The sequence below is a fragment of the Streptomyces sp. NPDC107559 genome (genome assembly GCF_055657365.1).
The window spans coordinates 1-16,456 of the sequence record NZ_JBVKBD010000009.1; the positions used below are offsets into that span (position 1 = coordinate 1).

At 71.8% G+C, this 16,456-nt stretch carries 17 protein-coding genes; 9 read left to right on the forward strand and 8 right to left on the reverse strand.

Annotated elements, in window-relative coordinates:
* The coding region (locus ACZ7OY_RS25255) for a biotin carboxylase N-terminal domain-containing protein (protein WP_184742946.1) at nucleotides 1–104 on the reverse strand (104 nt) is incomplete at its 3' end.
* Nucleotides 105–494: 390 nt separating this feature from the next.
* Between ACZ7OY_RS25255 and ACZ7OY_RS25260 the strand changes: the two genes are divergently transcribed.
* The gene (locus ACZ7OY_RS25260; protein ID WP_471913478.1) at nucleotides 495–1,115 is read left to right on the forward strand and encodes a hypothetical protein; all 621 of its coding nucleotides are present in this window, start codon (nucleotides 495–497) and stop codon (nucleotides 1,113–1,115) included.
* Here ACZ7OY_RS25260 and ACZ7OY_RS25265 read toward each other — a convergent pair whose 3' ends face one another.
* From ACZ7OY_RS25265 to ACZ7OY_RS25280, 4 genes are all read right to left on the reverse strand, one after another.
* Nucleotides 1,116–1,736: a Maf family protein gene (locus ACZ7OY_RS25265; RefSeq protein ID WP_351615125.1), complete on the reverse strand. Its 621-nt coding sequence runs from the start codon at nucleotides 1,734–1,736 to the stop codon at nucleotides 1,116–1,118. It lies immediately after the preceding gene.
* Nucleotides 1,737–1,767: 31 nt separating this feature from the next.
* Nucleotides 1,768–1,896, reverse strand: coding sequence for a morphogenic membrane protein MmpB (mmpB, locus tag ACZ7OY_RS25270; RefSeq protein WP_351615127.1), 129 nt, complete (start codon nucleotides 1,894–1,896; stop codon nucleotides 1,768–1,770).
* A gap of 164 nt (nucleotides 1,897–2,060) precedes the next feature.
* Complete coding sequence (locus ACZ7OY_RS25275) at nucleotides 2,061–2,270, reverse strand: acyl-CoA carboxylase epsilon subunit (protein ID WP_384735925.1); 210 nt, start codon at nucleotides 2,268–2,270, stop codon at nucleotides 2,061–2,063.
* 14 nt (nucleotides 2,271–2,284) lie between these two features.
* Nucleotides 2,285–3,877 (reverse strand): acyl-CoA carboxylase subunit beta, encoded by a 1,593-nt coding sequence (locus ACZ7OY_RS25280; RefSeq protein ID WP_384735922.1) that lies wholly within the window; start codon nucleotides 3,875–3,877, stop codon nucleotides 2,285–2,287.
* Between the two features lie 110 nt (nucleotides 3,878–3,987).
* On the opposite strand from ACZ7OY_RS25280, the gene ACZ7OY_RS25285 reads away from it, so the two are divergent.
* Both ACZ7OY_RS25285 and ACZ7OY_RS25290 read left to right on the forward strand, forming a co-directional pair.
* On the forward strand, nucleotides 3,988–4,854 hold the full coding sequence (locus ACZ7OY_RS25285; RefSeq protein WP_471913479.1) for a biotin--[acetyl-CoA-carboxylase] ligase: 867 nt from the start codon (nucleotides 3,988–3,990) through the stop codon (nucleotides 4,852–4,854).
* Nucleotides 4,855–5,118: 264 nt separating this feature from the next.
* On the forward strand, nucleotides 5,119–6,282 hold the full coding sequence (locus ACZ7OY_RS25290) for an adenylate/guanylate cyclase domain-containing protein (RefSeq protein WP_471913480.1): 1,164 nt from the start codon (nucleotides 5,119–5,121) through the stop codon (nucleotides 6,280–6,282).
* Between the two features lie 49 nt (nucleotides 6,283–6,331).
* On the opposite strand, the gene ACZ7OY_RS25295 is transcribed toward ACZ7OY_RS25290, so the two are convergent.
* Nucleotides 6,332–7,501 carry a hypothetical protein gene (locus ACZ7OY_RS25295; protein ID WP_471913481.1) on the reverse strand — a complete coding sequence of 390 codons (1,170 nt, stop codon included), beginning with the start codon at nucleotides 7,499–7,501 and terminating at the stop codon, nucleotides 6,332–6,334.
* A 224-nt stretch (nucleotides 7,502–7,725) separates the two neighbouring features.
* Here ACZ7OY_RS25295 and ACZ7OY_RS25300 point away from each other — a divergent pair, with 224 nt between their 5' ends.
* The 3 genes from ACZ7OY_RS25300 (at nucleotide 7,726) to hutH (ending at nucleotide 11,439) form a co-directional block, all read left to right on the forward strand.
* The gene (locus tag ACZ7OY_RS25300) at nucleotides 7,726–8,526 is read left to right on the forward strand and encodes an enoyl-CoA hydratase/isomerase family protein (protein WP_385527743.1); all 801 of its coding nucleotides are present in this window, start codon (nucleotides 7,726–7,728) and stop codon (nucleotides 8,524–8,526) included.
* 137 nt (nucleotides 8,527–8,663) lie between these two features.
* On the forward strand, nucleotides 8,664–9,806 hold the full coding sequence (locus ACZ7OY_RS25305; RefSeq protein WP_471913482.1) for a GGDEF domain-containing protein: 1,143 nt from the start codon (nucleotides 8,664–8,666) through the stop codon (nucleotides 9,804–9,806).
* Nucleotides 9,807–9,900: 94 nt separating this feature from the next.
* Nucleotides 9,901–11,439, forward strand: a complete 1,539-nt coding sequence (gene hutH, locus ACZ7OY_RS25310) for a histidine ammonia-lyase (RefSeq protein WP_471913742.1) — start codon at nucleotides 9,901–9,903, stop codon at nucleotides 11,437–11,439.
* A 101-nt stretch (nucleotides 11,440–11,540) separates the two neighbouring features.
* Here the strand turns inward: hutH and ACZ7OY_RS25315 are convergent, their stop codons facing one another.
* Both ACZ7OY_RS25315 and ACZ7OY_RS25320 read right to left on the reverse strand, forming a co-directional pair.
* The gene (locus ACZ7OY_RS25315; protein ID WP_471913483.1) at nucleotides 11,541–12,335 is read right to left on the reverse strand and encodes a hypothetical protein; all 795 of its coding nucleotides are present in this window, start codon (nucleotides 12,333–12,335) and stop codon (nucleotides 11,541–11,543) included.
* A gap of 41 nt (nucleotides 12,336–12,376) precedes the next feature.
* Nucleotides 12,377–12,730 (reverse strand): hypothetical protein, encoded by a 354-nt coding sequence (locus ACZ7OY_RS25320; protein WP_471913484.1) that lies wholly within the window; start codon nucleotides 12,728–12,730, stop codon nucleotides 12,377–12,379.
* Between the two features lie 109 nt (nucleotides 12,731–12,839).
* On the opposite strand from ACZ7OY_RS25320, the gene ACZ7OY_RS25325 reads away from it, so the two are divergent.
* From ACZ7OY_RS25325 to ACZ7OY_RS25335, 3 genes are all read left to right on the forward strand, one after another.
* Entirely contained in the window at nucleotides 12,840–13,193 is a 354-nt protein-coding gene (locus ACZ7OY_RS25325; protein WP_471913485.1) for a hypothetical protein, read from the forward strand.
* Nucleotides 13,194–13,423: 230 nt separating this feature from the next.
* Complete coding sequence (locus tag ACZ7OY_RS25330) at nucleotides 13,424–14,686, forward strand: L,D-transpeptidase (RefSeq protein ID WP_471913486.1); 1,263 nt, start codon at nucleotides 13,424–13,426, stop codon at nucleotides 14,684–14,686.
* Nucleotides 14,687–14,953: 267 nt separating this feature from the next.
* Nucleotides 14,954–16,402 (forward strand): ABC transporter permease, encoded by a 1,449-nt coding sequence (locus ACZ7OY_RS25335; protein ID WP_471913487.1) that lies wholly within the window; start codon nucleotides 14,954–14,956, stop codon nucleotides 16,400–16,402.
* Nucleotides 16,403–16,456: the final 54 nt, after the last annotated feature.

Genomic DNA, 16,456 nt, shown 5'->3' on the forward strand with positions numbered 1-16,456 from the left:
TCCGGGTCGGCGTAGACGGCCACGCTCCCGATCCCGGCGTCCCGGCAGGCCCGGGCAACGCGAACAGCGATTTCGCCACGGTTGGCGATGAGCACTTTGCGCACGATTGAGGCTCCCTCCTTGAAACAAGCCGAGTTTAGGGACTGCCGACACGCCACTTCGACCCATCCCCAATGGTGAGCTTGCCCACACGGAGCGTGATGCGAGGCGCGCCCGACCCACGAAATCCCTTGTCGCACCTCGGTACGCAGGACTCCTTGCGAAAACCCTAGCCCTCCGGTGTGGGCAAGGTCTCTGTGAGAGCGTGCTGCGGCCCACTCGGTTTCTTTGTGGAGTCCCTACGAATGGCCCAACGATTCTTTGCCCTCCCCCGAACCCTTGTCCCACGGTTTACCCGTTAGTAGCGTTCGCGATGTCCCAAACGTACTTGGGGTAACGGCAGATCTGCTCGAACGGCAGTCGAAAGTGGGTGGGGGCCGGTGCTGCGAAGACCGGTGGCTTGGTTGTTGGCGGTCGTGTTCCTCGTGGAGGCGGTCGGGATCGCGGCCCTCAACTGGTTCCTGGGGGTTGCCGCGGACCGCCAGAACATGAAGGTGGCGGGGCTGGACCTGGGGGCGATGGCGACCGCGACGAAGATCGGCGGGCTCGTCTTCGGGCTGTACTTCTTGTGCTGCGGCGTGGCCGCGCTGCTGGTCGGCGTGCGCAACCGGCCGCCCGCCGTCCTCGGACGGATCCTGCTGATCAGCGCGGCGGTGGTGCACGGCCTGCTGGGTGCCGTCGCCTGGGGGCTGCTCGGCCGGAGCGCCTTCGCGTTCATGGTCGTCGTACTCGCGCTGATCGTGCTGCTGCTGATGACGCACGACCGTCAGGAAGGGCCCGCGGCGGCCGTGTCCGGCGACTCCGGCCACCCGGCGGGCCCAGGCGCCCCCGAAGGCTCCGACGCCCCTGAAGGCCCTGACGCCCCGGAGTACCCCCAGGGGCCGCAGGACGCCCCCAGGACCGACCTGAGCAAGCCCGACCTGGGCAAGCCAGGCCTGAGCAAGCCAGGCCTCCGCGAGCCGGAGGAGCCTCGCGAGGCCCACGAGGTCCCGGAGGCCGTGTCCGGCGCGTCCTGATCAGCCCTCCCGGGGCGTCCACAACTCCGTGATGCCGACGCCCAGCTCGGCCAGCAGCCGTCGTACCAGGGGCAGGCTGATGCCGATCACGTTGCCGTGGTCGCCGTCGATGCCCTCGATGAACGGGGCCGAGCGGCCGTCGAGGGTGAACGCCCCCGCGACGTGCAGGGGTTCACCCGAGTCGACGTAGGCGGCGATCTCCGCGTCGGTGGGCTCGCCGAAGCGGACCACGGTGGAGGCGACGCCCGACACGTACCGCTTGGCCGTGGTGTCCCAGACGCAGTGGCCGGTCTGGAGGGTGCCGGCCCGCCCGCGCATGGCCTTCCAGCGGGCGGTGGCCTCCTGGGCGTCGGCGGGCTTGCCGAGCGCCTGCCCGTCCAGGTCGAGCACCGAGTCGCAGCCGATCACCAGCGCGCCCTGGACCTCCGGGCGGGCCGCCACGACGGAGGCCTTGGCCTCGGCCAGGGCGAGGGCCAGCTCGGCGGGGGTGGGCGCGGTGACGGCGTCCTCGTCGACACCGCTCACCAGCACCTCGGGGGCGAGTCCGGCCTGCCGCAGCAGCCCGAGCCGGGCGGGGGACTGGGAGGCGAGGACGAGTCGACGGCGCGGCTGATCAGTCATGCGGCCAGCGTATCGGCGGCCCCGCCCGGACTCACCTCAGACCGATCAGGATCATCGCGAGGACCATGGCCAGCGCCATGAGAACGCCCAGCCGCCGCAACATGAGCTGCATCTCGCGCAGTTCCGGCGGCGGCTCGTTCTCGGGGTCGGACCACAGCATGTGTACGAGCGTGCGGCGCCGCGGCGCGCGGCGCCTGAGTACGCATACTCAACTTGTCCGTAACCCGCTGTGAAGACGGCGGCCACCACCGGAAGCCGGTGGTGGCCGATGCCGTGCCGTCGGAGACCGCGCGGCGGACCGACGGGGTCCGCCGCGCGATGTGCTCAGCCGGGCCAGTAGGTCCTGGCCCATGCCGTGGGGCCCGGCCGGGGCACCGGACGGGCGGCCACCCGGGCCGGGTCGGACCAGGAGTCCCGTGGCAGGGGCGCGCCGGACGGCACGGCCTGTGCCGCCGCGGCGCGCGCTCGGACCACCGCCAGTGCGGCGGCCAGCTCCTCCGGGGTCGGATTGCCCCGTACGACCTTGATCGTCACAACCGCTCCAGGGTCTAGAGGGGGATGTTGCCGTGCTTCTTCGGGGGCAGGGACTCCCGCTTGGTACGCAGCTGACGCAGACCGCGCACGATGTGGCGGCGGGTGTCCGACGGCATGATCACGGAGTCGATGTAGCCGCGCTCGGCCGCCACGTAGGGGTTGAGGAGGGCGTCCTCGTACTCCTGGATCAGCCGCGCCCTGGTCGCCTCCAGGTCACCGGCGGCCTCCGCCTCCGCGATCGTGCGGCGGTGCAGGATGTTGACCGCGCCCTGCGCGCCCATGACGGCGATCTGCGCGGTCGGCCAGGCCAGGTTGAGGTCCGCGCCCAGGTGCTTGGAACCCATGACGTCGTACGCGCCGCCGAAGGCCTTGCGGGTGATGACCGTGATCAGCGGGACGGTGGCCTCGGCGTAGGCGTAGATCAGCTTGGCGCCGCGGCGGATGATGCCGTCGTGCTCCTGGTCGACGCCGGGCAGGAAGCCGGGCACGTCCACGAAGGTGAGCACCGGGATGTTGAAGGCGTCGCAGGTCCGCACGAAGCGGGCGGCCTTCTCGCTGGCCTTGATGTCCAGACAGCCGGCGAACTGCATCGGCTGGTTGGCGACGATGCCCACCGGGTGGCCCTCGACCCGGCCGTAACCGGTGATGATGTTCGGCGCGAACAGCGGCTGGGTCTCGAAGAACTCGCCGTCGTCCAGGACGTGTTCGAGCACCGTGTGCATGTCGTACGGCTGGTTCGCGCTGTCCGGGACGAGCGTGTCCAGTTCGAGGTCCTCGTCGGTGACGGACAGGTCCGCCTCCTCCGCGAAGACCGGGGCCTCGCTGAGGTTGTTGGACGGCAGGTACGACAGCAGCTGCTTGACGTACTCGACGGCGTCCTTCTCGTCCCCGGCCATGTGGTGCGCCACGCCCGACACGGAGTTGTGGGTACGGGCGCCGCCCAGCTCCTCGAAGCCGACGTCCTCGCCGGTGACGGTCTTGATGACGTCGGGGCCGGTGATGAACATGTGCGAGGTCTGGTCGACCATGACCGTGAAGTCGGTGATGGCGGGGGAGTACACCGCGCCGCCCGCGCAGGGCCCGACCACCAGGCTGATCTGCGGGATGACACCGGAGGCGTGGGTGTTGCGGCGGAAGATCTCGCCGTACGCGCCCAGCGACGCGACGCCCTCCTGGATCCGGGCGCCACCGGAGTCGTTGATGCCGATGACCGGGCAGCCCGTCTTCAGCGCGAAGTCCATGACCTTGACGATCTTCTGCCCGTAGACCTCGCCCAGCGCACCGCCGAAGACGGTGAAGTCCTGGGAGAACACGGCCACCGGCCGGCCGTCCACGGTTCCGTAACCGGTCACGACGCCGTCGCCGTAAGGGCGGTTCTTGTCGAGCCCGAAGTTGGCGGAGCGGTGCCGCGCGAACTCGTCCAGCTCGACGAACGAGTCCTCGTCGAGGAGCAGCTCGATGCGCTCACGCGCCGTCAGTTTGCCTTTGGCGTGCTGCTTCTCGACGGCGCGTTCCGAACCGGCGTGCGTCGCTTCCTGGATACGGCGCTGGAGATCCGCGAGCTTGCCCGCGGTGGTGTGGATGTCGATCTCTTCCGGCTCGGACATCGGGATACGGCTCCCTGCCTGCTCAAAAGGGGGGACGGTTACTCATCCGTAGAGTAGTGGCGGCCCTACCGTTCGGCAGTGCGGCGTTTCACACACCTAGGGTGGCTTGCATGACGCCGCAAGATGACTCCCACGGAAACGACAGTCCCTGGTCCGATCTGGATCGTCCGCCCCTCAACGCGGGCGCGTTGCGCCGCGCGCTGGTGCGCCCGGGAAGCCTGTGGACGGAGCTGGAGGTGGTGCCCTCGACGGGCTCCACGAACTCCGACCTGGTCACCCGGGCCGTGGACGGCAAGGTGGCCGAGGGCGCGGTTCTCGTCGCCGAGGAACAGAGCGCCGGGCGGGGCCGCCTGGACCGCCACTGGTCGGCACCGCCCCGCTCCGGCCTGTTCTTCTCCGTCCTGCTGCGGCCCAGTGACGTGCCGGTGGCCCGCTGGGGCTGGCTGCCGCTGCTCACCGGGGTCTCCGTGGCGACCGGACTGGCCCGCGCGGCGGGCGTGGACACGGCCCTGAAGTGGCCCAACGACCTGCTGGTCACGGTCGGGGGCGAGGAGCGCAAGGCGGGCGGGATCCTCGCGGAGCGTGCCGGGGAGGACGGCGTCGTGATCGGCGTCGGGGTCAACGTCACGCTCCGCGAGAACGAGCTGCCGGTGCCGGGTGCCGGTTCGCTGCTGCTGGCCGGGGCGGCGGCCACCGACCGGGATCCGCTGCTGCGGGCCGTGCTGCGGGCCCTGGAGGACTGGTACGGACGCTGGCGGGACGCCGGCGGCGATCCGGTCTCCAGCGGGCTCCAGGAGACGTACGCGGCGGGCTGCGCGACGCTCGGCCGGACCGTGCGGGCCGAACTGCCGGGCGACCGTTCGATCGTCGGCGAGGCGGTGGCGGTCGACGGGGACGGACGGCTGGTGCTGGCCACCGGCGAAGGGGTGCAGGAACCGGTCGGAGCGGGCGACATCGTGCATCTGCGACCTGCCTGAGGTGCGGGCGGACCGTCGGGCGGGTGTCATGGAAGGGCCGGTCCTTGTCATCCGGCCCGCCCGGCGTCCGGGCCGTCGGAGCGGCGGCGGGTCCGGGTCTGCCGAGTACCCGGCGGGGCCCGCACCGGCCTGCGACGATGCCCGGTGACGCACGCGCACGGGAAGGAAACGTCGGCTCCACCTGACGGAGTGAGCTGGCGCACACCTGCCGTAGAGTAAAGGCCGGTCGATACCTGACCGTGGCAGATCGGAAGGGCAACAGGCGTGACCGTCGACGACACGGGCTCCGGCGCGGACGCGGACGGCCGGGTCGATCCACCCCCGTTCTCGTCCTCGCCCGAGCGCAATGAGCCGCAGGGTGCCGAATCCGACGGGAACCCCCTCGCCCTGCGTCTCGAACAGCTGATCCTGGGCGCCGAGCGGCGCTACACCCCCTTCCAGGCGGCCCGTAGCGCCGGTGTCTCCATGGAGCTGGCGTCGCGGTTCTGGCGGGCCATGGGCTTCGCCGACATCGGCCAGGCCAAGGCGCTCACGGAGGCGGACGTGCTGGCCCTGCGCCGGCTGGCCGGTCTCGTGGAGGCGGGCCTGCTCAGCGAGGCCATGGCCGTGCAGGTGGCCAGGTCCACCGGGCAGACCACCGCCCGGCTGGCCGAGTGGCAGATGGACTCCTTCCTGGAGGGACTGACCGAGCCGCCCGAGCCGGGGATGACCCGCACCGAGGTGACGTACCCGATCGTCGAGCTGCTGCTGCCCGAACTGGAGGAGTTCCTCGTCTACGTCTGGCGCCGTCAGCTCGCCGCCTCGGCCGGCCGGGTCGTGCAGGCCGCCGACGACGAGGAGATGGTCGACCGGCGCCTGGCCGTCGGCTTCGCCGACCTGGTCGGCTTCACCCGGCTGACCCGGCGGATGGAGGAGGAGGAGCTCGGCGAGCTCGTCGAGGCCTTCGAGACGACCTCCGCCGACCTGGTGGCGGCCCGTGGCGGACGGCTCATCAAGACGCTCGGCGACGAGGTGCTGTTCGCCGCGGACGACGCGGGGGTCGCCGCGGAGATCGCGCTGCGGCTCATCGAGACCATGGCCAACGACGAGACGATGCCCGAACTGCGGGTCGGCATGGCCTTCGGCACGGTGACGACCCGGATGGGCGACGTCTTCGGCACGACGGTCAACCTGGCCTCACGGCTGACCTCGATAGCCCCGCGCGACGCCGTCCTCGTCGACGGGGCCTTCGCGCAGGAGCTCATCCGCACCGGCGAGGCGCCGGTCTCCGAGGCGGAGGCGGCGGAGGCCGCGGCCGCCGCCGAGAAGGAGGGCGAGGAGCCGCCGACGTACCGCTTCGCGCTGCGGCCGATGTGGCAGCGGCCGGTGCGCGGACTCGGTGTGGTCGAGCCGTGGCTGCTCACCCGTCGCGACGGCGAGCAGCGGTAGCGGCTCGGCTTCCGGTTTCCGGTTTCCGGCTGCCTGTGCCGGTGCCGGGTCAGCGGGCACCCAGGCCGGTCCCCAGGTCCAGCGCGTCCACGCACAGGCCGATGACCGGCACGCACAGCCCCGGCGTCGTCGGCACGTCCTGCGGGCCCTGCCCGTCCTGCTGCCCGTCCTGCTCGTCCTGGTGGTCCGCTGGCGTGGCAGTTGCCGGTGCCGGTACGGGTCCCGGGGCCGTCGGGTGCGGGGTGGCGGCGCCCGTGACCTGCGTACGGGGTGCCGGCGTGGACGCGGGGACAGCGGTGCGGCCCGCGGCGGAGGCCGCCGCCGGGGGGAGCGCGGAGGCCGATGCCCGGGCCGGGTCCGCCGGGACGGGGGTGACGCGGGTGGTGGTCACGACCGGGCCCGACCCGCCCGTCACGGAGGTCGACGAAGGGCTCACCCGGGGCACGGCCGCGTCCGTGGCGGCGGCGCCGGGCGACCGGTCCCCGCCGATGTCCGGGCTGGGCCCGGCCTCCGCCGTGCCGGGCCCGCCGACACCGGAATCGGGCGCCATCCGTACGAGGCTCAGCACACCGGCGGCCAGCGCGAGCCCGCCCGCCGCGAGCAGCACCTTGCGCGGGCGCGGCCTGCGGTGCCGCCCCCGGGGAGCCCAGGGACGAACGCCGACCGGCGCCGGAACACCGAACGGCCGCCGCACACCGCCGGGCCCCTTGCCGACCCCGCCCCGAACGGCACCTGCCGCGCCCAGCACCCCCGCAGCTTCCTGCGCGCCCGGCGCATCCCCCGCGCCCGCGGCGCCCGCCCGGCCCGCTGTGCCCGCCCGGCCCGCCACGCCCGCCGTGGCCGTTGCTTCCGGCATGGCTCGCGTATCCGCCCAGCCTGCTGTGCCCGGCGCGTTCGCTGCGCCCGCTGCGGCCACCGCCTCCACCGGGTCCGGCGCCCCCGACGCGCCCGGCGTGCCCGTCACGCCCGTGCCGCCCGGCGTGCCAGCACTGCCCGGCGTGCCTGCCGGGCCCGCACTACCCGGTGCGCCCGACGTGCCCGGCGACCTCGACGCGCCCGGCGTGCCCGCCACGCCCATGCCGCCCGCCACGCCCGCGCTACCCGGCGTGCTCGCACTGCGCGGTGCGCCCGGCGTGCCCGTCGCGCCTTCGGCGGCCGTCGTGGTGGCCTTCTCGGTTTTGTTGATCGGTGCGGTCTTCTCGACCGCTGTGTCCGTCATCGTGATCCCTCCCGATGCGCCCGCGCCCCCGTTGCGCCATGGCGGAGCGCACGTTATGCGCTGCGGTGGGCGATCGGCCGTCGGTTGGGCGAGATGTCACTCGAACGGGTAATCGGGTGTGATCGCGGAGGCCGCCCGCGCCGGAGCCCGCTCTTTCCCCCGCGGGATCGGGCTGCGATGATCGGGCGGAGTCGGATGTTAACCCGCGTTAACCGGAGGGTGTCATGAGCGAGGAGCGGTTCGGGGAGTTCGTGCTGGTGAGGCGGCACGGTGACGGGCATGTCGCCGAGCTGGCCCTCGACCGGCCCAAGGCCATGAACGCGGTCTCGACCGAGATGGCCCGGTCGATCGCCGCGGCCTGCACGGCGCTGGGCGACGACCGGGACGTACGGGCCGTCGTGCTGACCTCGACCCATGAGCGGGCGTTCTGCGTGGGCGCCGACCTGAAGGAGCGCAACTCCTTCACCGACGCCGACCTGATGCGGCAGCGGCCGGTGGCGCGGGGCGCGTACACCGGGGTGTTGGAGCTGCCGGTGCCGACGGTCGCCGCGGTGCACGGGTTCGCGCTCGGCGGGGGCTTCGAGCTCGCGCTGTCCTGCGATCTGATCGTGGCCGACGGCACGGCGGTGGTCGGGCTGCCGGAGGTCTCCGTCGGTGTGCTTCCGGGCGGTGGCGGTACCCAGCTGCTCCCGCGCCGGATCGGGGCCGCGCGGGCCGCCGAGCTGATCTTCACCGCGCGCCGGGTCGAGGCCGCCGAGGCGCGGGAGCTGGGCCTGGTGGACGTGCTCGTGGAGGAGGGGCGCGACCGGGAGGAGGCGCTGGCGCTGGCGTCGCGGATCGCCGCCAACTCGCCGGTGGGGCTGCGCGCCGCGAAGCGGGCGCTGCGGCTCGGGCACGGCCTCGACCTGCGGGCCGGCCTGGAGGTCGAGGACGCGGCGTGGCGGTCGGTGGCGTTCTCGGGGGACCGGGCGGAGGGCGTGGCGGCGTTCAACGAGAAGCGCAGGCCCCAGTGGCCGGGCGAGTGAGCTGACGCCTGCCCGGCGGCGGGCCTGCCCGGGGGCTGCGTCCACCCGTCCCCGCCGCCGGACCGGCACCCGTCGTCCGTCCACCTGTTCGCCGTATCAATGCCCCGATTGTCATGAAACCTCCCTAACCTGGGGTGATGGGTGAGGACAGTCGGCTCGCGGGCGTGGTGGCGTTGGCGCAGGGGATGGCCGCGGCCCGCACTCCCCGTGAGTCATGGCGGGCGGCGGCCCTCGGGGCCTGCCGCGCACTGTCGGGGAACTTCGCCGCGCTGTCGGTCTGGGAGCGGGAGCTGGGCCGGCTGCGGGTGCTCGTGAACGTGGGCGACCGGGCCCCGGACGAGGAGGAGTTCCCCGAGGGGGAGGCCTATCCCGTGCACCAGTTCCCGGAGATCACCGAGTTCCTGCACGAGCGCTGGGCCGCGGGCGGGGAGCCCGACGCCTGGGTCGAGACCGCCTTCGGCGCGGCCTCCGGTGGTTCCGGTTACTGCCATCAGCGGGTCGCCTCGCTGCGGCGGCGGGGGCGGGGGTGCTGCGTGGTCGCGCCCCTGGTGATGCACGGCCGCGCCTGGGGCGAGCTCTATGTCGCCCGCGCGGCCGGCGCGCCCGTCTTCGACCGCGGCGACGCCGACTTCGCCACCGTCCTCGCCTCCGTCGTCGCCGCCGGGATCGCCCAGACCGAGCGGCTGGAGGAGGCGCGCCGACTCGCCTTCACCGACGCGCTCACCGGGCTCGCCAACCGCCGCGCCGTGGACATGCGCCTCGACGAGGCGATCGAACGGCACCGGAGCGAGGGCGCCGCGGTGGGCCTCGTGGTCTGCGACCTCAACGGCCTCAAACGGGTCAACGACACCTGCGGGCACGCCGTCGGCGACCGGCTCCTCGAACGGTTCGGGTCCGTCCTGTCGCTGTGCGGGGCGATGCTGCCCGGAGCGCTGGCCGCCCGGCTCGGCGGCGACGAGTTCTGCCTGCTCGCCGTCGGGCCGCCCGCCGACGACGTGGTGACGGCCGCGGGCGAGCTGTGCCGCCGCGCGGCCGAGCTGGAGCTGGGCGACGGCGTCGCCTGCGGGGTGGCGTGCACCGAGGACGCCATCGGACCCGTCCGCTCGGCCCGCCGGTTGTTCCGGCTGGCCGACGCGGCCCAGTACCGGGCCAAGGCGCTGCGGGCGGACCGGCCGGTCGTCGCCGGGCGGGAGGGGCCCGACGACCCCGTCGTACGGCTGGCGGACGCGCCCTCGCGGGAGGCGAGCCCGGAGCGCCGCCGCTTCCGCGGGCGCCGCTGACGCCGGTCCGGCGTGTGACGGAGTCGGTAAGGGGTGCACCGCCCACCCACTGGTGACATCTTGGAATTCAGTGCGTACGCTCCTGAATATGGATATGCACACTGTGGTGGTGGGGACGTCCGGGGTCACCGCGTCCGACGTTCTCGCCGTGGCGCGCGACGGCGCCCGGATCGAGCTCTCCGACGAGGCGGTGGCGGCCCTCGCCGCGGCCCGCGAGATCGTGGACGCGCTGGCGGCCAAGCCCGAGCCCGTCTACGGCGTCTCCACCGGCTTCGGCGCACTGGCGAGCCGGCACATCAGCCCCGAGCTGCGCGCGCAGCTCCAGCGCAACATCGTCCGCTCGCACGCCGCCGGCCTGGGCCCGCGCGTGGAGCGGGAGGTCGTACGGGCCCTGATGTTCCTGCGGCTGAAGACCGTGTGCTCCGGACACACCGGTGTGCGGCCCGAGGTCGCGCAGACCATGGCCGACGTGCTGAACGCCGGCATCACCCCGGTCGTGCACGAGTACGGCTCCCTCGGCTGCTCCGGCGACCTGGCGCCGCTGTCCCACTGTGCCCTCACCCTGATGGGCGAAGGCGACGCGGAAGGTCCCGACGGGGTCGTCCGACCCGCGGGCGAACTCCTCGCCGAGCACGGCATCACCCCCGTCGAGCTGCGGGAGAAGGAGGGTCTGGCCCTCCTCAACGGCACCGACGGCATGCTCGGCATGCTGGTGATGGCCCTCGCCGACCTCGACACCCTCTACAAGTCCGCCGACATCACCGCCGCGCTGTCGCTGGAGGCCCTGCTCGGCACCGACAAGGTCCTCGCCCCCGAGCTGCACGCCATCCGCCCGCACCCGGGTCAGGGCGCGGCCGCCGCCAACATGCTGGCCGTGCTGAAGGGTTCGGGTCTGACCGGGCATCACCAGGACGACGCCCCGCGGGTCCAGGACGCCTACTCGGTGCGCTGCGCCCCGCAGGTCGCGGGCGCCGGCCGGGACACCCTGGCGCACGCCCGGCTGGTCGCCGAGCGCGAACTGGCCTCGGCCGTGGACAACCCGGTGGTCCTGCCCGACGGACGCGTGGAGTCCAACGGCAACTTCCACGGCGCGCCCGTGGCCTATGTCCTCGACTTCGTCGCCATCGCCGTCGCCGACCTGGCGTCCATCGCCGAGCGCCGTACCGACCGGCTGCTGGACAAGAACCGCAGCCACGGTCTGCCGCCGTTCCTGGCGGACGACGCCGGCGTCGACTCCGGGCTGATGATCGCTCAGTACACGCAGGCGGCGCTGGTGAGCGAGCTGAAGCGGCTCGCGGTGCCCGCCTCGGCGGACTCGATCCCGTCCTCCGCCATGCAGGAGGACCACGTCTCCATGGGCTGGTCGGCCGCCCGCAAGCTGCGTACGGCCGTGGACAACCTCGCGCGCGTGCTGGCCGTGGAGCTGTACGCGGCGACCCGCGCCATCGAGCTGCGCGAGGGCCTCACCCCGGCCCCGGCCTCGCAGGCGGCCATCGACGCCGTACGGGCGGCGGGGGTGCAGGGCCCCGGACCGGACCGCTTCCTGGCGCCGGACCTGGCCGCCGCGGACGCGTTCGTGCGCGCGGGGCTGCTGGTGGCGGCCGTGGAGCCGGTCACCGGACCGCTGTTCTAGGACGGAACGGGGCCCCGCCGTCCGAGCCGGACGGCGGGGCCCCGTTCACCTCTCGGCGGCTCGCGGGTCCGCCCGCGGCCGCTCGCGAGCCCGCCTCGCGCCTACTTGAGCTTGGCGACCTGTGCCTGGACCACGGCGGCCGGGTTGTCCATGGCCTCGCCGGTCGCGAACGCGGCGAAGTTCACCGTGTAGAACGTGGCGACCGTGTTGCCCTTGCGGATCACCTCGGTGTTGAAGGTGGCCGTGCCCTCGCCGTCCATGTCGACCAGCTCGGCGAACGCCACGGACTCGTCGCCGCCGCCGGCGCCCTTCGCCGCGGTGACCTTGGTGACCTTCGTGTCCTCGCCGTCGGCCTTGAGGCCGTACCCGCCGGAACAGGCCTTCACCCCGTCACTGACGGCCTTCAGGGCCTTCTGCGCGCCGTCGCCCTCGTACGAGGAGAGGCCCACGAACGTCATGGTGATGTCGAAGGCGTTCGCGACGTCCTCCGCACTGGCGTCCTCCGCGGGGACGGACTTGTCCGACGTCTTGGCCTGCTGGACGGAGTTGCTGGCACCGGCGGCCGTCTCGCCCGGGGCCAGACCGGCGGTCGCCCAGGCGAGCGGCGCGCACTCCGCCTTGTCCGTCTGCACCTCGGACTTGGACTTCGGCAGCGTGTCGTCCCCGGAGTCGACCTTGTAGCCCTTGACCTCGCCCTGGGTGAGCAGCAGCTTCTCCAGCTCGGCCGCGCCGAGTGCCTTCGCGGCCGGAGCAGTGGTCTTTGACGCGGTGGAACCAGACGCCTTGGCGTCCGCGGTGTCCTTGGAACCGTCTCCGGAACAGCCCGTGATGAGGGCGAGTGACAGCACGCTCACGGCAGCCGTGGCGCCGAGACGCGCCCCCGTTGATCTCTTCATGAGCGGACTATGAAGGCTGAGTCAAAGAACCGTCAAGTTCTTTAAAAACCAAGCCGTTCGCGACGGACCGCGTAGGCCACGAAGCCCACGCCCATGGCGAGGCAGAGGGTTCCGCCCACCGTGTACGGGGTGGTGTCGAAGCTTCCGGTGTCGGCGAGCCGGGTCCCCTCCGTCCCGTCGCCCGTGGCCGTGCCGACGGTCGCGTCGTCGGCGGCGTCGGTCGTCGTCGCGGACATGGTCCGCGCCTGGGTGGTGGCCTGGGCCGACGCGGTCGTCGAAGGCTGCGACGCCGCCGGGCTGTTCTGGGACGCGTTCGCGGACGGCACGAACCACAGGGCCCCCAGAAGGGTTCCCGCGGCGGTGGCGGTCAGCAACGGACGGCGGGCAGAAGACACGGAATATCGATCCCCTTGTGGCGCTGGTGAATTGGCCGGGTAGGGCGATGCTAATGAAAGTCGCGGGTCGTGGGAAAGTTAGGGGAGGTCGGAGTCGTACGCTCCGTTCATGACTGCTGAAGAGACAACACGTTTTGTACGGCTTCGCGTGGAACTCGTTGTGGAAGTGGACGACACGGAGGCTCTGACGGCCGCCGCGTTGGCTCGGATCGCGGAGGACGAGGAGCTTCCGGGTGACGAACAGGCGCAGGCCGAGAGTGCTGTGACGGAAGACACCGCCGAGGCGCTCGCCTATCTGGTGGATCCGTTCGACCTGGTCAGTGAGGTGCCCGGGGTGGAGTTGCAGCAGGCCTCCTGGTCGACCGAGCTGGTCGAGTACGACCCTGATTCGCCGGACTGGGACGTGGACGAGGGTGATGGCGTCCAGGATGACGAAGGCGACCGCGAATCCGGCATCGGTTGAGCGGCCCGGGGAATTCGGGACCTCGGGCGGCAACCATCGCCCGGGGTTTCTTCGTCTCAAGGGACGCACTGACCGACACCCGCACCACCGGCCCCGGCTGCCCCGGCGGGTGACCGCCCGGCGGACGTGGCGCGACCCACATATGAGAACTATGTAAAAAGGGACGAACCGGTCGTAGCGTAGGTAGTTCTAAACGGGGACTCTCGGGGTTTTTAGGGAATTCGGCAACGATGGAGAAGCGTGTGATGACGGACAGCAAGCGGCGCAAGCGTCTCGTGGCCGCGTCCGCCCTGCTCGGCGGTGTGCTCGTACTGACGGCCTGTTCCGGCGGTGACGCGGACGCATCCGGCAGCGGCGAGGGAACCTCCCAGGCCAAGGTCGACGAGGCGGCGGCCAAGAAGACGTCGGTGGCGCAGATCAAGATCACGCCCGCCGACGGTTCGTCCAACGCATCCATCAACAATTCCGCAGCCGTCACCGTGACCAAGGGCACCCTCACCGAGGTGACGATGACGACCTCCGACGGCAAGGCCGTCGAGGGGCAGCTGTCCGCCGACAAGACGAGCTGGAAGCCCAGCGGTCAGCTGGAGCGCTCCACCACTTACAAGGTCGCGGCCGCCGCCAAGGACTCCGAGGGCCGCGAGGCGCACGAGAACGCCTCGTTCACCACGGTCTCCCCGGCCAACAGCTTCATAGGGAACTTCACCCCGGACGACGGCTCCACCGTCGGTGTCGGGATGCCGGTGTCGATCAACTTCAACAAGGCGATCACCGACAAGGCGGCCGTCCAGAAGGGCATCACGGTCACCTCCAGCGCCGGCCAGGAGGTCGTCGGCCACTGGTTCAACGCCAACCGGCTCGACTTCCGCCCCGAGGACTACTGGAAGGAGGACTCCACCGTCACGCTGAAGCTGGCGCTCGACGGTGTCGAGGGCGCCTCCGGTGTCTACGGCGTGCAGCAGAAGACGGTCACCTTCCACATCGGCCGCAACCAGGTCACCTACGTCGACGCGCAGACCAAGCAGATGAAGGTCACGCAGGACGGCAAGACGGTCAAGACCATCCCGATCTCGGCCGGCTCGCCCGAGAACAAGACGTACCAGGGCCAGATGGTGATCTCCGAGAAGTTCAAGGAGACCCGGATGAACGGCGCGACCGTCGGCTTCACCGACGACGACGGCAAGGGCGAGTACGACATCAAGGACGTGCCGCACGCCATGCGGCTGACCAACTCCGGCACCTTCGTGCACGGCAACTACTGGGGTGCGAAGTCCGTCTTCGGCAACGTGAACACCAGCCACGGCTGTGTCGGTCTGTCGGACACCAAGGGCGCCAACGACGCCAGCACCCCGGCGGCCTGGTTCTTCGACAACTCGATCGTCGGTGACGTCGTGGTCGTCTCGAACACCGGTGACAAGACCGTCGCCCCGGACAACGGCCTCAACGGCTGGAACATGGACTGGGCGCAGTGGAAGGCGGGTTCGGCCGTCTGACGCCGACCTCCCCCATCACCGACCGATGCCGCCCCCAGGGGCGGCATCGGCCGTTCGGGGGGCTGCGCCGGGGGCTGCCGGACTTCCGGGGGCTTCCCGGGGCTCGGGGCTGCCCGAGTGCTTCCCGGGGCTTCCAGTGGCTTCCAGGGGTCTCCCGGAGGCTCTCAAGGGCCTTCGAGGGGACTTTCCTGGGGCTCGCACAGCCTTCTCATCGTTCTCTTATTTCGGCCTTATCGAGTCATCACACGCCGTACCTAGCTTGCGGCCATGTTCTTCACCTACCTGAGGCGCGAACTGCGCCGCCGCAGAAAAGCGGCCCTCGTCGTCGCCTCCGGCCTCGCGCTGGGCATCGCGCTGGTCATCGTGGTCAACTCCGTCTCCTCCGGGATGGGGAAGGCCCAGGACAAGGTCCTCCAGTCGCTGTACGGACTGGGCACCGACATGACGGTCACCAAGGCCGCCTCGCCGACCACCGGCACCTCGCAGCGTCCGCGCTTCCAGTTCGACGCGAAGGACAGCGACTCCGACGCGGAGCAGAGCACCGACCGGGTCATGGTCCAGGGCTTCCAGACCCTGTCCACCGCCACCGTCACCAAGGTCGGCAAGCAGTCCGGCGTCTCGGACGCGGTCGGCGGACTGAGCCTCCAGGTCATCAAGGTCAGCGGCCAGTTCACCCGCGGCCAGTTCCAGCAGGACGGCAACGGCGGGGGCTTCAGCCGCGGTGGCGGCCAGCCGCAGGGCGAGGTCAAGGGCGGCGGCGCCGACTTCGACGTCAACAACTACTCGGTCTACGGCACCGACGTCACCAAGCCCGCGCTCGGCCCGCTGACCTCCTCCAAGATCAGCAGCGGCCGTACGTTCACGACCGCCGAGGCGAACGCCAAGGTCGCCGTCGTCGACTCGGCGTACGCCAAGGAGAAGAAGCTCAAGGTCGGCTCCACCGTCACCGTCAAGAGCGTCAAGTTCAAGGTGGTCGGCGTCGCGACGGCCGACAGCGGTGACTCCGCGGCCAACCTCTACATCCCGCTGACGCAGGCCCAGACCCTCAGCGACTCGAAGAACAAGGTCACCACGATCTACGTCAAGGCGACCGACTCGCAGCAGATCGACAGCGTCAAGTCCACGATCCAGAAGAACGTCTCCGGTACGACCGTCACCACCTCCGCGGACCTGGCGGACACCGTCTCCGGCTCCCTGTCCACCGCCTCCAGCCTCGCCACCAACGTCGGCAAGTGGCTGTCCATCGCGGTGCTCGTGGCCGCGTTCCTGGTCGCCGGTCTGCTGACCTCCTCGGCCGTCTCCCGCCGGGTGCGCGAGTTCGGCACGCTCAAGGCGCTGGGCTGGAAGTCCGGCCGGGTCACCCGGCAGGTCATCGGCGAGGCCATGGTCAACGGCCTGCTCGGCGGCGCCCTCGGCATCGCGCTCGGCCTGGCGGGCGCGTACACCGTCACCGCGATCAGCCCCACGCTCCAGGCCCAGATGGGCGGCGGAGGCGGCGGCAACGGCGGCGGCATGGGCGGCCCCTTCGGCGGTGGCGGTCCCGGTCGGCAGACCGCGGCCAAGACCCTCGACGTCGCGCTGACCGCGCCCGTCAGCCTCACCACCGTCGCGCTCGCGGTCGGCCTGGCCGTCGCCGGCGGTCTGATCGCCGGTGCCTTCGGCGGCTGGCGCGCCTCCCGGCTGCGCCCGGCCGACGCCCTGCGCCGCGTCGAGTAACCGGCCCCCGCACGGTTACCGCGGCCCCGGGGCCCGCTCCCGGCGGGGCGGGCC

Coding starts and splice junctions, on each gene's coding strand:
- ACZ7OY_RS25265 (WP_351615125.1), bottom strand. CDS start 1,736: ATGACTGATCAGCCGCGCCGTCGACTCGTCCTCGCCTCCCAGTCCCCC.
- mmpB (WP_351615127.1), bottom strand. CDS start 1,896: ATGCTGTGGTCCGACCCCGAGAACGAGCCGCCGCCGGAACTGCGCGAG.
- ACZ7OY_RS25280 (WP_384735922.1), bottom strand. CDS start 3,877: ATGTCCGAGCCGGAAGAGATCGACATCCACACCACCGCGGGCAAGCTC.
- ACZ7OY_RS25285 (WP_471913479.1), top strand. CDS start 3,988: ATGACGCCGCAAGATGACTCCCACGGAAACGACAGTCCCTGGTCCGAT.
- ACZ7OY_RS25295 (WP_471913481.1), bottom strand. CDS start 7,501: ATGACGGACACAGCGGTCGAGAAGACCGCACCGATCAACAAAACCGAG.
- ACZ7OY_RS25300 (WP_385527743.1), top strand. CDS start 7,726: ATGAGCGAGGAGCGGTTCGGGGAGTTCGTGCTGGTGAGGCGGCACGGT.
- ACZ7OY_RS25305 (WP_471913482.1), top strand. CDS start 8,664: ATGGGTGAGGACAGTCGGCTCGCGGGCGTGGTGGCGTTGGCGCAGGGG.
- hutH (WP_471913742.1), top strand. CDS start 9,901: ATGCACACTGTGGTGGTGGGGACGTCCGGGGTCACCGCGTCCGACGTT.
- ACZ7OY_RS25315 (WP_471913483.1), bottom strand. CDS start 12,335: ATGAAGAGATCAACGGGGGCGCGTCTCGGCGCCACGGCTGCCGTGAGC.
- ACZ7OY_RS25325 (WP_471913485.1), top strand. CDS start 12,840: ATGACTGCTGAAGAGACAACACGTTTTGTACGGCTTCGCGTGGAACTC.
- ACZ7OY_RS25330 (WP_471913486.1), top strand. CDS start 13,424: ATGGAGAAGCGTGTGATGACGGACAGCAAGCGGCGCAAGCGTCTCGTG.
- ACZ7OY_RS25335 (WP_471913487.1), top strand. CDS start 14,954: ATGTTCTTCACCTACCTGAGGCGCGAACTGCGCCGCCGCAGAAAAGCG.